Raw genomic sequence first — 14,208 nt, 5'->3', positions numbered from 1 at the left:
ACGGGCTTGTGGCGGCCGGCTTATGGCGCTTTCGGTGCTTGCAACCAGTTCTTGAGAGGTTGATTCGCCCAGGCCTTGGCCTCGTCACCGACAAAGATGCGCGGCTGGGATGCGGGGATCTTGCGGCGCCTTTCCTGCGCTGCGATGGATTTCTGCGCCTCGCCCATCCAGTCGGTCACAGAACGGTTTTCTGCGCCCGCCTGGCCAAACAGCGCTTCGGCAAACGGTGTGTGGTCGCCTTTGTACTGGCAATTGAAAGTGGTGCGGCGGGCGTCCGTGGCTGTGAGCAGCACGCGGTTCGGAGCTTTCAGGGGCTCGATGAGCGCGCCGCTGTAGCAGGCGGAAAGCACCACCAGCGTTGGCACATCGTTGAGCGGGGCCAGCGCATTGCTAAGGATTTGGGGGGTGAGCGGCGGCAGGTGTTTGCCGCCCGCGTTGATGTTGAGCAGACCGGGGTTGCTGTGGGTCGAAATGAGCAGCAGAACGCGATCTCGCGGGCGCGCCACTTCGGCCATTTTGGACATCACCAGCGCGAAGTTCTCGGGGGTGGCCTGCGGCCAGTCGGCGCTCTGATCGCGTGCCGGGTTGGCCAGCTTGAGCATCAGCGCATTCGGATCGATGTCTTTGACCAGCTTTTCGGCCAGAAGCACGTCGTTGCGGAAAACCTTGGATTGCGAATGCATCGCAAATCCCGCAAAAATGATGCGCCCAGGGGGCTCGGGTGGTGGAGCCGGTGGCGCTGGGGCAGCGACTGGGGCCGGTGCTGCCACAGGAGCCTGTGCCGTGGGCACGGCGCAGCCGGTGATGACAAGGGCCAGGGCGAGTGCGCTGGCATGGCACAGCCGCCGGCGGGCGACAGTTAAAAACAGAGACGATTGCATCGATAACAGGGCCGCTCACCGCAGAAACCGCGATGAATCGGTTTCACGCACAGGGGCCGGTTGGAAGGGATGCGTATCGTAACGGTGCCCCAACAACGGGGGGCGCCACCCCGCTGCTGGTTAATTTGCTGTTTTTCGGTGCTAGCGCTTATTGGTAAACTTTTTATTGCTATAAATAAAATAGCTGTCGCAAAAAAGCCGGTGCATGCACCGGCTTGTGGCTTGTGGCGCAATTGTCACATGCCTACAACGCTGCCAGCGGCGCTGGCCGTGCCAGCCGGCTTGCATGCAGCCAGGCTCGGCGCAGTACCGGCGGTGACCAGGACTCCTCGGGGATCAGCAACAGGCGTTGTGCGCGCATGGCCTTGCCCAACGCGATCTGGCTGGTGAACACGGCCAGCGGTATGGCCAGCGCCAGGGGCAGGCCCACAGGCATGAGCCACAGCAGGGCGCTGCTATCGATCACGGCGACACCCACTGCCAGCAGGGCAATCACCAGGCTCATGGGTGCCAGCTGGCGCACGGCGTGGCGCCAGGGCACGGCATGGGCTTCGCGCGGGGGCGACTTCCATTCCAGCTTCAGGCCGGTGAGCGCAATCAGCACGAACAGCGAATGCGCCAGCATGCGGATGGGGGCCTGCAGGATGGCCAGCACACTCTCCAGCGCGGCGCTCTTGAGCAGGCTGACGGCACCGCCGTATTCCTTTTGCTCGCGGCGCATGAACACGGCGGCCACACCCAGGATGCGGGGCAGGAACAGCATGCACAGCGTCCAGGCCCACAGCGACAGCAATTCGGCCGGCAGGATGTGCCAGTCGGCCACGAGCTTGGCGCCCGACAGCCACAGCGCCGTGCCCAGTGTCAGGAAGGCGAGCCACAGCGGCGCCGACAGGTAGGCCATGGCGCCCGTGATGAACATCGAGCGGTGCACCGCGTGGATGCCGGGCTCGGCCATCAAGCGTGCGTTTTGCAGGTTGCCCTGGCACCAGCGGCGGTCGCGCTGCAGTTCGGCCAGCAGGTCGGGGGGTTGCTGTTCATAGCTGCCAATCAGGTCCGACACCAGCCACACGTGGTAGCCAGCGCGGCGCATCAGCGCGGCTTCGACAAAGTCGTGCGACATGATGCCGCCCGCCAGGCCACCATTGCCCTTGATGGGCGCGAGGGCGCAGTGTTCCATGAAGGGTGCCACGCGAATGATCGCGTTGTGGCCCCAGTAGTGGGATTCACCCAGCTGCCAGTACTGCATGCCCAGCGTGAACAGGCGACCGGTGACGCGTGAGGCGAACTGCTGCGCGCGGGCGTGCAGCGTGACGTGGCCGATGGCCTGGGTTGCCGTCTGGATGATGCCCGCCGTGGGGTTGGCTTCCATGAGCTTGGCCATCGAGACGATGCAGTCACCGCTCATCACGCTGTCGGCGTCCAGCACCACCATGTAGCGGTAGTCCTTGCCCCAGCGGCGGCAGAAGTCGGCCACATTGCCGGCCTTGCGGTGCGTGCGGCGGGCGCGCAGGCGGTAGTACACCTGCACCTGGGGTTGCTGGCTGTGCTGCGCCAGGGCGCTGCGCAGTTCCTCCCAGGCGGCGCGTTCAGCCTGGGCGATGGCGGGGTCATAGCTGTCGGACAGCACAAACACGTCGAAGGTGGCCCCGTGGCCGGTCGATGCCACCGACTCGCACGTTGCCCGCAACCCCGCAAACACGGTGGCCACGTCCTCGTTGCAGATCGGCATGATGATGGCCGTGCGCGCGTCGGGTGCCAGTTCGTGCTCCACCACACTGCGCACGGACAGCGCATGCCTGTCGCCGCGCAGCATGACCCAAAAGCCCATCAAGCCGGTGAGAAAGCCGGTGACCACCCAGGCCGACAGCAGGGCGAACAGCGCGATCTGCCCATAGCCCAGCCAAGGGTTCTCATACTCAGGCTGCACGCTGGCAAACAGGAAACTCGCCAGGGCCGTGGTCAGCACCGTCAGCACCGCAAAGGTCCAGCGGCGGCGCTGCGCAGCGCCCTCCCATTCCTGGGCTGGCCGGTTTTCGGGCGATGCGGGAGGGCTGGTTTCGGTGCGACCGGTCAGCTTGAGAAGCAGGGCTGTGCCCATGCTGTTCCAGAAGCCGCGCCAGGGCACGGGTGCCATGGAACCCCGGTGGACGGGCGGCGCGGTGACGGCATTGGGATGCCGTTCCTCGCGCAGCGTGCTGCGTTGGGGGTGATGGGGCACCGGGGGGCTTACTCGGGAAGAATGATGTGCGTCCATGTTTCACTCACAGCGTTGTTGTCGTGTTGAAGAAAAGCGCGCAGCTCGATCGGGCGATCGGCCTTTTGGCGCTGTACGCGAACGGTCATGCGCCACTGCTCGGTGGCGGGATTGCGGTAGACGATGTTTTCCAGCACCTTGCCGTTGGCATCGCTGGTCACCACGGCTTTCACGGTGGCGTCAGCGGGCAAAGCCTTGAGGGCGGGGCCGTCGAAATCGACCACGTACTGCACCTGCTGGCGCAAGGCGGCAGCGGTCTCTTTGGTGTAGCCCACGCCCCGGCGCGATTGCGTGGCCCAGGCCCCGGGCGGCCGCTGTTGCTCATCGCCTTGCCAGCTCAGCTCGTAGGCGAATTCCAGGGGCTGGCCGGGGGAGGGCATCTGGGCGGGCACCCAATACGCCACGATGTTGTCGTGCGTTTCGTCGGGGGTGTTGAGCTGCACCAGTTCGACGCGGCCAGCGCCCCAGTCGTGCAGGGGGCGCACCCAGGCACTTGGGCGGCGCTCATAGCGGGCTTCCACGTCCTCATAGTTCGACCATTGGCGGTCGCGCTGCATCAGGCCAAAGCCTTTGGGATTTTTGGTGGCAAACGATGTGACCAGCGTCTGCTTGGGGTTTTGCAGCGGACGCCAGAGCCATTCGCCTTCGCCCGTGGCAATCATCAGCCCGTCGGAGTCATGGACCTCGGGCCGGAAGTCTTCTTTGCGGGGCTGGTTCTCGCCAAAGAAAAACATGCTGGTCAAGGGCGCAATGCCCAGCGTGGCGATGGGCTTGCTGCCCGTGCTGGGCCGCACAAAAATGCGGCTGCGCACGGTGGTGGTGGTCTGCGTCCCCGGCTGGATGTCGAAGCGGTAGGCGCCGGTGGCACGGGGCGAATCCAGCAGCGCATACACGGTGACCTGTGTGGACAAGGGATCCGGCTGCACCAGCCAGAACTCGGTGAAGCGTGGGAACTCTTCGCCACTGCCACCCACGGTGTCGATGGCCAGCCCGCGCGCTGACAGGCCGTATTGCTGACCCTTGCCCAGTGCGCGGAAGTAGCTGGCGCCCTGGAAGACCACCAGCTCATCCTTGTAGGCGCTGGAGTTGAGGTGGTTGTGCAGACGAAAGCCCGCAAAGCCGAGGTCGCCCCAGGCCTCAGGCCGCACCTGGTTCTTGCCGTAGTCGAAGTCCGCGCGGCTGTAGCCGATGTGGCGCGCGCCCTGCGGTGTCACCTCGTTGATCAGCACCGGCTCCTTCTGGTACAGGCCCAGGTGGAAGAACATGGCCTCGAACGGCAGCTTTTCGGCGCGCCACAGGGCACGGTCGGGGCGCCAGCGGATGTCGCGCACCTGGTCGTAGTTGAGTTTGGCGAGGTCGGCGGGGAGCTTGTCGCTGGATGCGCGATAGGGCTTCTCCGCCCGTTCCCGGGCGATGCGGGTGACGCTGTCGAAATCGAAGCTCTGGGCCTGTGCGGCGCCTGCCAACAGGGTGGCGGCCAGCGCTATCGCGGCCTGTGGGAGGCGGCCGGTGAAGCGTGAACAGTGAGAAAAAACAGCTTGCATGCTGAGACTAGGGCAAACCCTGTGCCAGCTTGAAAAAACTGTTTTAAATCAATGGCTTAAACCACTAACTGCATGTAAGCAGTTGTGCGACCCGTGGATTGAGGGGGGAATCCAGTGTTTTTGTCGCCGAATGGCGACAGTGTGGCAAGGCGCTAGAGAAAAACTGAATCAAATCAACGATCTAGTCGTGTCGCTCATCAGCGACGTCTTCGTTGTCCACAGCGTCGTTCTTGAAGTTTCCGGGGGTCAATGCGTGCTTTTGCAGCAGCCGGTAGAACTCCGTGCGGTTGCGCTGTGCCAGGCGCGCCGCGTCGGCTACATTGCCATCCGTCATCTTGAGCAGGCCCACCAGGTACTCGCGCTCAAACCTTTGCCGGGCCTCGGCAAAGCTCAGCACCTGGGTAGATGGCGTGCGCAGCGCGCGCTGCACCAGCGTCAGGGGCACCAGGGGCGTGGTGGACAGGGCACACACCTGTTCGACGACGTTGTAGAGCTGGCGCACGTTGCCAGGCCAGGCGGCCAGGGTCAGTGCCTTGAGCGCCTCGGGTGCAAAGCCTGACAGGCGCTTGTCGTACTTGCGCGCCAGCTTGTCGAGAAAGTGGTTGGCCAGCAGTGCGATGTCTTCGCGCCGGTCTCCCAGGGTGGGCAGCGCCAGCGTGACCACATTGAGCCGGTAGTAAAGGTCTTCGCGGAACTGGGCCGTGGCCATGGCGGATTCCAGGTCGCGGTGGGTGGCCGAGATGATGCGCACGTCGATGGGAATCGACTGGCTGGCACCCACGGGGCGCACCGCGCGCTCTTGCAGCACCCGCAGCAGCTTGACCTGCAGGGCGGGCGGCATGTCGCCAATCTCGTCGAGCAACAAGGTGCCGCCTTCCGCCGCCTGGAACAGCCCCTTGTGGTTGCTCACTGCGTCGGTAAAGGCCCCTTTGACGTGGCCGAACAGTTCGGATTCGAGAAGGGCTTCGGGGATGGCGCCGCAGTTGACCGCCACAAAGGGGTGGCGCGCGCGCGGGCTGGCGCGGTGGATGGCCTGGGCCAGCAACTCCTTGCCCGAGCCGCTATCGCCCAGCAGCAGCACACTGGCGTCCGACTGGGCCACCATGTAGGCCTCGGCCAGCAGGTCGGTCATGCGGTTGGAACGGCTCACGATGTCGGCACGCCATGCTTCATGGGCGTGGGCATGTGTGACAGCTGGGGCGCTCAGGGCCAGTGCCTGGGCAATCTTTTCCAGCAGTTCCTTGCCGTCGTAGGGCTTGGTGAGGTAGGTGAACACCCCGCGCGAAGTGGCTTCCACCGCGTCGGGAATGGTGCCGTGGGCAGTGAGCAGGATCACCGGCAGCGAAGGGTGTCGCGCACGCACTTCGTCGAACAGCGCGAGGCCATCACGCCCAGGTAGGCGCACATCGCTCAGCACGAGCTGTGGGCGTGCCATGTCCAGCTGCGCCAAGGCCGCCTCGGCCGAGCCCACGGCGACCACGTCGTATCCGGCGGCCTGCAAGCGCAGCGACAGCAGTCGCAGCATGTCGGCATCGTCGTCCACCACAAGGACGCGGGCGCGGGGCGTTGTGCGGGATGGGGTGGGGGCGGCTGCCATGGCGGTTTCCTTTGACACCTTCCTGAGCGATCAGGGCGTGGGGCGCTGGGGGCTGCTGCCCGGGGGCGAGGCGGGGGCTGCAGGAAGCGGGGCCGGGCGCGTGGTCAGGCTGCGTTCGATGGCGCGCACGGCCTCCAGCCGTTCGTTGAGCTGGTCGTTGCGGCGCTGCACCTCGCGCAGTTGCTGGCCCTGCCGCTCCAGCTGGTCTTCCAGCCTGCGTTGCTGCAGAAGCCGCGACTCCATCAGCCGCGCCAGGGGGTGGAGGGCTTGTGCCGCTGCCGTGGTGTTGCTCATCATCCGCTGCACCAAGCCCAGGGCACGGGCCGTATCGACGGGCTGGCGCGTCTGGGCCAATGCTGTTGCCAGAAGTAGGGGGGTCTCCACCGAGGCATCTTCCGCCTCGCCCAGGCGGGCAATCTCTTTGGCCAGCTCTGCAGGGGCCATGCGCAGGGTACGGTCCGTTTGAGCCAGCACCTGCAGGACCGGGGTGGCATCCGAAGGAGCGCTGGTGGCGGCGGCCGGGTTGGGGCTGGGGGATTCCGTAGCCACCGGGGTTGGCGTGGGGGCGGTCATGGGCGGAACAGGTGCCGCAACCGCTTGGGGCGCCGTCGCATTGCATCCGGCCAAGGTGATGGCTGCAGCCAGCAACATCACCCATACCGGAAAGTCCAGGGCGCGCATGTTGGTGGGGTGGACGGGAAGACAACTAGGCAGCATGCGGTAGTTCCATGCGAAAAAAGGTGTGGACGCCATCTTCCACCAGCCGCACTTGGCCGCCGTGGGCGACGATGTACTCTTGGACGATGGAAAGCCCGATGCCGGTGCCGCGCACTGCGTCGTCCGGCTGGCGGATGCCACGGTAAAAAGGTTCGAACACGCGGTCACGGTCTGCCTGGGCCACACCGGGGCCCTGGTCCGAAACGTCCACGCGCACGCAGCCTGCATGGCGCGAGAGGGATAGCCGCACCGTTCCCCCTTTGGGCGAAAAACGAATGGCGTTGGACAGCAGGTTGCTGATTGCCGAGGCGATTTTGTCGGCGTCAATGGGCAGAGAGATGGCGGATCCTTCCACCAGCACCCGCAGGCCCCGGGCCTGCCATTGCAGCCGCTGGGCCTCCACCTGGGCTTCCAGCAGCGCGAGCAGATCGGTGTCGCGCCGCTGCAGCTGGCGTGCCTCAAAGGCTGCAGCGTTAAAGCGCAGCAAGGCTTCAATCTCCCCTTGCAAAACCAATGTGTTGTGGTGAAGGATCTGTGTAACTTCGCGCTGGCCGGCATTGAGTTCACCGGTCACACCGTCCTGCAGCAGCGCTACGCCCTCGCGCATCGCGGCCAGCGGCGTCTTGAGTTCGTGCGAGACATGGCGCAGGAAGCGGGCCTTGTCCGAATCCAGTTCCAGCAGCCTCAGGCGCAGCCATTCCAGCTGCTGCCCCACGCGGCGTACGTCGTCGGGGCCGGAGATCACCACGGGCGCTTCAAGCTGGTTCTCGCCCAACCGCCGAATCGTGCCTTCCAGCCGCTTGAAAGGACGGGCAAGCCAGATGCCCAGCGCCAGGGCCAGGACGAGCGCCAGGACGATCACCCCTACCACCTGGTGCGTCACGTTGCGGCGGCTCGCTTCCACCCGGTCTAGCAGCGCGCGGTTACGTTGTGCATTGATCTCCTGGACCGATTGCACGATGGCGGTATGCAGCGCTTCAAGCGTGACAAATTCTTCCGCTACCCGTTGCTCGTTTTCCAGGGCCCGTTCCGGCGGTGCATCCAGCAGTGCCTTCACGGCGTCAAGATGCTCACGCCACTGGCTGGCCTGGTCTTCGGGAAGGCCGCCCTGGTGCAACTGGTCGAGAACGGCTTGTGCCTCTACGGACATTTCGTTGAAGCTGCGCCGCAGCGGCGCATCCCGCAGAACCAGGGACTGGCGTGCCGCGCGTTCCAGGGCCTGCCCGCGCTGGTTCAATGCCTGGGCCGCTGTGCTCAGCGTGGTGGCCTCGGCGGCACCAAGCCGACTTTGCACCATGAGCTGTTCCAGGGTGTACAGCGCCCGCAACGAGCTCACCCCCAGCAGTCCCGCTATGAGCAGGAAGGCCAACAGCAAAAGCTGCTGGAACGAGAGGCCGTGCAGCGGGCCGTCGGACTTGCGAAGATCCGCGCTTGGCGGGGTGTCTGCCGTCATTGCCACGGGCGCCGGGTGCGCGTCAGGCTGCGACTGCCGCCTCGCGGGTGAGCACTTCGCCGCGCAGCGTGTAGGCCTTGGCTTCGGTGATGGTGACATCCACCATCTGGCCTACCAGGCGTGACTGACCCACAAAGTTCACCACGCGGTTGCATTCGGTACGGCCCATCAGCTCGGTGGTATCGCGCTTGGAAGCGCCTTCTACCAGGATGCGCTGTACCGTGCCCACGCGGCTTTCGCTGATGGACTTGATGTTGGCGTTGATGACGCCTTGCAGGTGCTGCAGGCGGCGCAGCTTTGCGTCGTGCGGCGTGTCGTCGTGCAGGCCAGCCGCTGGGGTGCCGGGGCGGGGGCTGAAGATGAAGCTGAAGCTGTTGTCAAAGTGGATGTCGTCAATCAACTTCATCATCTTGTTGAAGTCGTCTTCGGTCTCGCCGGGGAAGCCCACGATGAAGTCGCTGCTCATGGCCAGGTCAGGTCGGATGGCGCGCAGCTTGCGCACCGTGCTCTTGTATTCCATGGCGGTGTAGCCGCGCTTCATGGCCATCAGGATGCGGTCGCTGCCGTGCTGCACAGGCAGGTGCAAGTGGCTGGCCAGCTTGGGCAGCTTGGCATAGGCCTCGATCAGTCGGGGCGTGAACTCATTGGGGTGGCTGGTGGTGTAGCGGATGCGCTCGATGCCCGGGATGTCGGACACGTATTCGAGCAGCAGGGCAAAGTCGGCAATCTCGGCCGTGCCACCCATCTTGCCCAGGTAGGCGTTCACGTTCTGGCCCAAAAGGGTGATTTCCTTCACGCCCTGGTCGGCCAGCCCTGCCACTTCCACCAGCACGTCGTCAAACGGGCGGCTCACCTCTTCGCCCCGGGTGTAGGGAACCACGCAGTAGCTGCAGTATTTGCTGCAGCCTTCCATGATCGACACAAAGGCCGAGGCGCCCTCCACGCGCGCGGGCGGCAAGTGGTCGAACTTCTCGATCTCAGGAAAGCTGATGTCCACTTGCGGCTTGTCCAGGCGCTCGCGCTGGTTCAGCATCTCGGGCAGGCGGTGCAGGGTTTGGGGTCCAAACACCACGTCCACATAGGGGGCGCGCTTGATGATCTCTGCGCCTTCCTGGCTGGCCACGCAGCCACCCACGCCAATCTTCACGCCGCGTGCCTTCAGGTGCTTGATGCGGCCCAGGTCGCTGAAGACTTTCTCTTGCGCCTTTTCGCGCACCGAGCAGGTGTTGAAGAGGATGAGGTCGGCTTCGTCCACGTTCTGCGTGGGCTCGTAGCCCTGGGCAGCGTGGAGCACGTCGGCCATCTTGTCCGAGTCGTACTCGTTCATCTGGCAGCCGAAGGTTTTGATGAAGACTTTTTTGGCCATGGCAGGCTCTCTTGCAATCAGAAAGAAAAAGGGCGGAGCACCGCAGCGCGCCGCAAATATTCAAGGGCCGCGCCGGGACACAGGGCGCGGCTGATGGGTCAACGCATCACTTGCGGATGACGTCGTACTCGGTGCGGTAGTTGCGCTCGACCGTGTCGCTGCCCTTGCGGGGCTGCTCGGCTTCGCCCTGGGTCAGGATCCAGGCGGTGATCAGCATGCCGGTGCTGTTTTCGATCACGTAGTTCACCTTGTAGCTCTGCCCCAGCACCGTGTGCATCATGACCAGCGTGTTCTGAGGGGTTAGCAGGCGCATGCCAGGCGCCAGGCGGATGGTGCGGCCATTGAGCGTGGCCTCCGATGCCGTGTTGAGGGTCAGGGTGCCGCGCTGGGCCGCATCGGGAAAGGTCCGCATCCCGCCAAGCCCGGGCTGTACCTGGGCGGACACCGGCAGGGTGCCGCAGAGCAGGGCGCATGCCACAGCCGCGAAGAGCTTTCGCGCGGGTGCCGTCGGCGAAGTGAGGGAGAAAGCAGGAGAGGAAGTCGTGGTGCAGCGGTTCATGGTTTACATCCAGGGGCTGAAACAGCGATTCTAAAAGCGGGGCCAATCCCGCAGTTCTCAAAAATAATAGCTGCTCGCGCTTGGTTTTAAAGGATTTCCAGCGATTTCCCATTGAAAACCAATGGTACCAAGCGTCGGCAGCTATGATTTTTGCGGTGCGGCTGCCCAATAAAAAACCCACAGTGCGCAGGCACTGTGGGTTGGATTTGGTGGTCGTAGGTGGACTTGAACCACCGACATCAGCATTATGAATGCTGCGCTCTAACCAACTGAGCTATACGACCGCAGTCCAAGATTATAGAACAAAAATTATTGGTGTGTGAAGTTCGCGGTGCGCTTGTTCATGAAAGCGTCCATACCTTCCTTTTGGTCCTGGGTGGAGAACAGGGCGTGGAAGAGGCGGCGCTCGAACATCACACCGTCCGACAGGCTGCCTTCGAAGGCGCGGTTGACCGACTCCTTGGCCGCCATCACGGCGATCTGGGAGAAGCCTGCAATGATGATGGCGGCACCCAGTGCTTCGTCCATGAGCTTGTCGTAGGGCACCACGCGGCTGACCAGGCCTGAACGTTCGGCTTCCACCGCGTCCATCATGCGACCGGTCAGGGCCATGTCCATCGCCTTGGATTTGCCCACTGCGCGCGGCAGACGCTGCGTACCGCCTGCGCCGGGGATCACGCCCAGTTTGATTTCGGGTTGGCCGAATTTGGCGTTTTCAGCGGCGATGATGAAATCGCACATCATGGCCAACTCGCAGCCACCGCCCAGCGCAAAACCGCTGACAGCGGCAATGACGGGCTTGCGGATGGAGCGGATCGCTTCCCAGTTGCGGGTGATGTAGTCGCCCTTGTAAGTGTCTGCGAAACTGTATTTCGCCATGGCGCCAATGTCGGCGCCTGCGGCAAACGCCTTTTCACTGCCTGTGACGATGATGCAGCCGATTTTTTCGTCCGCATCAAAGGCCTTCAGTGCCGAGCCCAGCTCATCCATGAGCTGGTCGTTCAGCGCGTTGAGCTGCTTGGGCCGGTTGAGCGTGACGATACCAACCTTGTCCGCCTCAATGCGAACCTCGATAGTTTCGTAAGACATGAAATCTCCTGGGTTTATAGGTAGTTATGAAAGCACGAACGAATATACCCAAGCATGCCCGAACCTATGCACTGGTAGGTAGAACACCGTACCGCTCCGGTGTCATGTCCCTGGCTCAGTTCAACCAGCGCCCCAAGGCGGCAGCGTTGGCAATCGACAGGCTCACCGTGTCTGGCACCGTGGCGGTGGTGCGGGAGGTCTTTTTGGGGGGCGTGGACGCACTGCGGGCCGACAGTTCGAGCGGCAACCGCAGCAGTCGGCCGTCCCGTGCCACCAGCGCTGTCAGGGATGTCTCGGTGCCAGCATAGAACGCCACGTCCTCCAGCTTGCTGATGCGCCACCCCTGGCCTTTCACATCGATGCCCAGCCACTCATCGCCAGCCGCCATGCCCGCCTTTTCCGCAGGGCCGCCTCGCAGCACGGTCTTGATTTGCACGCTGTGGTTTTCTCCCACCCGCAGCCCCAGCCGCTGCGCCCATTGGGGGGTCTCCGCCTTGAGCAAAACGCCGTTGGCTTCCAGCAACTCTGCCAGCGGCAGTTCTGCGGTGCTGTGCACCCACCGCGCCACTTCTGTGTCGAAGGGCCGATCGGACAGTTCTTTCAATACTGCCAGCAAATCGTCTTGCGACATCTGGCCGCCCTGGCACCGCAGCCACAGCGTGCGCATGACCTCATCCAGGCTGGTCTTGCCTTCGCGGCGCAGGGCCAGGTCCAGGCACAGGGCCACCAGCGAGCCCTTGGTGTAGTAGCTGACCGTCGCGTTGGGGGTGTTTTCGTCCTGGCGGTAGTACTTGACCCAGGCGTCAAAGCTGGCTTGCGCTACGGTCTGCACGGCCCTGCCTGGTGTCTGGAGCACCTGGTTGATGGTTTTGGTGATGAGCTTCAGGTACGCAGCATCGTCAATCAACCCTGCTCGGCGCAGCAGCAAATCGTCGTAGTAACTGGTAAAGCCCTCGAAAAACCACAGCAGCTCCGTGTAGTTTTCGCGGGTGTAGTCGTATTGGGCAAAATCGGCGGGGCGCAGCCGCTTGACGTTCCACGCGTGGAAGTACTCGTGGCTGATCAGGCCCAGCAGTGTGGTGTATCCATCACCAGTGCGGGCCTCATCGACCCGTGGCAGGTCGCGCCGGCCACAGATGAGCGCGGTGGAGTTGCGGTGCTCCAACCCTCCGTAGCCGTCGCCCACGGCGTTGAGCATGAACAGGTAGCTCTTGAAAGGCGCCTTGCCTTCGCCATGCCAGAAACGGATTGCGGTCTCGCAAATCTTCTGGGTATCTGCCAGCAGGCGCTTGCCGTCAAAAGAGGGCGCTGCACCAGCCACCACAAAGCGGTGCGGAACGCCGCAGGCCGTGAAGCGGCCGGTCCAGAAGAGGCCCATTTCCACCGGGCAGTCAACCAGCTCGTCGTAGTTCGCCGCAGCGTAGAGACCAAAACCCTTCTTGTCTGTCTTGACGGGGGACAAGCCGGTGGCCACTGACCAGGTGGCCGTAGCAGGCGTGCTGGCAATATCGAGCGTGTGGCGCTGCGTTTCCTGGCCCTGCACGCGCAGGCACAGGCTGGTGCCGTTGAAAAACCCGCGCGATGCGTCCAGCCAGGCCGTGCGCACCGAGGTGTCGTAGGCGCAGACGGCGTAGGACAGCACAAGGGGCTTGTTGGGGCTGCATTCAGCTTGCCACCGATGCTTGTCCAGTTGCGTGAGCTTCACTTCCCGCGTGCCCTGATGGGCTTTGAGCTCTTGCAGATTTTTGGAGAACTCCCGCACCAGATAGCTCCCCGGAATCCAGATCGGCAGCGAGACCTCTTGCTGCGCCGAAGGGTGGGGAATCGTCAGTGCAATGCGAAACAGATGACCGTGCAGGTCCGCTGGCTCAACGAGGTAGTGAATGGCGGCGGATTCTGGCTTGCGGGTTGAGGGCATGGGCAACTGCAGGTTCGGGCCTTGTGGTCAGATGGCGCGGCCCGTGGGCGCGGGGCCTGCGCGCATGCAAAACGCGTATTAGTTGGCGGCAGGGGTTTCGCTGCTGGCCTCGGCCAGGCGCTTTTCCACTTCCTTGGCGCCGATGGCTCCCGGCACGCGGGCGCCGTTGGCAAAAATCAGCGTAGGCGTTCCTGTGATCTTGTGCTTGCGGCCAAATGCCAGGTTGCGCTGCAAGGCGCTGGTATCGCAGCTCGCTGCAGGCACAGGCTTGTCCCGCACCATGAGATCCTGCCAGGCCGTCACCTGGTCTTTGGAGCACCAGATGTTGCGCGATTTTTCCGCAGAGTCGGGGCTGAGGATGGGGTACAGGAACAGGTACACCGTCACGTTGTCCACGTTCTGCAGATCGCGTTCAAAACGCTTGCAGTAGCCGCAGTTGGGGTCCTCAAAAACGGCCAACTTGCGTTTCCCGTCGCCGCGCACAATGGTGAAGGCGTCTTTGAGGGGCAGTGCCGAGAACTCGACGGCGGTGAGCTTTGCAATGCGGTCTTCGGTCAGATTTCGGCGCACTTTCGTATCGATCAGTTCACCCTGGATCACATAGTTGCCCTTGGCGTCCGTGTAGAAAAGGTCCGTCCCGATGCGTACCTCGTAGAGGCCTTTCATGGGGGTGGGGCGCACCTCGTCAATCTTGTCCATTTGGGGAATGCGTTCGGCGAGCGCCTTGCGGATGTCCGCTTCTTGTGCGGTGGCGGCAATGCCGGAGGCCAGTGCGGCGGCAGCGAGCAGGGTGGGAATCAGTTTCATGGTGTTCTCGTTAAAACGGTCTG

Annotated in this window: 11 protein-coding genes and 1 tRNA gene; all 12 read right to left on the bottom strand. The window is 63.6% G+C overall.

Annotated elements, in window-relative coordinates; translation table 11 throughout:
• Positions 1-20: 20 nt before the first annotated feature.
• Positions 21-683, bottom strand: a complete 663-nt coding sequence (locus ACT89O_RS20130) for a C13 family peptidase (RefSeq protein WP_487260992.1) — start codon at positions 681-683, stop codon at positions 21-23.
• Between the two features lie 442 nt (positions 684-1,125).
• Positions 1,126-3,135 carry a glucans biosynthesis glucosyltransferase MdoH gene (gene mdoH / locus ACT89O_RS20125; protein WP_487260991.1) on the bottom strand — a complete coding sequence of 670 codons (2,010 nt, stop codon included), beginning with the start codon at positions 3,133-3,135 and terminating at the stop codon, positions 1,126-1,128.
• The gene (locus ACT89O_RS20120) at positions 3,108-4,679 is read right to left on the bottom strand and encodes a glucan biosynthesis protein G (RefSeq protein WP_487260990.1); all 1,572 of its coding nucleotides are present in this window, start codon (positions 4,677-4,679) and stop codon (positions 3,108-3,110) included. The genes mdoH and ACT89O_RS20120 overlap by 28 nt, the downstream gene beginning before the upstream one ends.
• Before the next feature lie 181 nt (positions 4,680-4,860).
• Positions 4,861-6,276, bottom strand: coding sequence for a sigma 54-interacting transcriptional regulator (locus tag ACT89O_RS20115; RefSeq protein WP_487260989.1), 1,416 nt, complete (start codon positions 6,274-6,276; stop codon positions 4,861-4,863).
• A gap of 30 nt (positions 6,277-6,306) precedes the next feature.
• Entirely contained in the window at positions 6,307-6,957 is a 651-nt protein-coding gene (locus tag ACT89O_RS20110; protein ID WP_487260988.1) for a hypothetical protein, read from the bottom strand.
• 25 nt (positions 6,958-6,982) lie between these two features.
• Positions 6,983-8,446 carry a sensor histidine kinase gene (locus ACT89O_RS20105; RefSeq protein WP_487260987.1) on the bottom strand — a complete coding sequence of 488 codons (1,464 nt, stop codon included), beginning with the start codon at positions 8,444-8,446 and terminating at the stop codon, positions 6,983-6,985.
• Between the two features lie 22 nt (positions 8,447-8,468).
• Entirely contained in the window at positions 8,469-9,812 is a 1,344-nt protein-coding gene (miaB, locus tag ACT89O_RS20100; RefSeq protein ID WP_121505499.1) for a tRNA (N6-isopentenyl adenosine(37)-C2)-methylthiotransferase MiaB, read from the bottom strand.
• Between the two features lie 106 nt (positions 9,813-9,918).
• Positions 9,919-10,224, bottom strand: a complete 306-nt coding sequence (locus tag ACT89O_RS20095) for a hypothetical protein (RefSeq protein WP_487260986.1) — start codon at positions 10,222-10,224, stop codon at positions 9,919-9,921.
• Positions 10,225-10,578: 354 nt separating this feature from the next.
• Positions 10,579-10,655, bottom strand: a tRNA-Met gene (locus tag ACT89O_RS20090).
• A gap of 25 nt (positions 10,656-10,680) precedes the next feature.
• Positions 10,681-11,460, bottom strand: coding sequence for an enoyl-CoA hydratase (locus ACT89O_RS20085; protein ID WP_436131314.1), 780 nt, complete (start codon positions 11,458-11,460; stop codon positions 10,681-10,683).
• A 115-nt stretch (positions 11,461-11,575) separates the two neighbouring features.
• Positions 11,576-13,378 carry a M61 family metallopeptidase gene (locus ACT89O_RS20080; protein WP_487260985.1) on the bottom strand — a complete coding sequence of 601 codons (1,803 nt, stop codon included), beginning with the start codon at positions 13,376-13,378 and terminating at the stop codon, positions 11,576-11,578.
• 78 nt (positions 13,379-13,456) lie between these two features.
• Positions 13,457-14,185 (bottom strand): DsbC family protein, encoded by a 729-nt coding sequence (locus tag ACT89O_RS20075; RefSeq protein ID WP_487260984.1) that lies wholly within the window; start codon positions 14,183-14,185, stop codon positions 13,457-13,459.
• Positions 14,186-14,208 lie beyond the last annotated feature (23 nt).

This window comes from Acidovorax sp. NN32 (genome assembly GCF_057597245.1).
The sequence above is the reverse complement of the archived record's forward strand: the minus strand, read 5'-3'. Positions and strand labels throughout refer to the sequence as shown.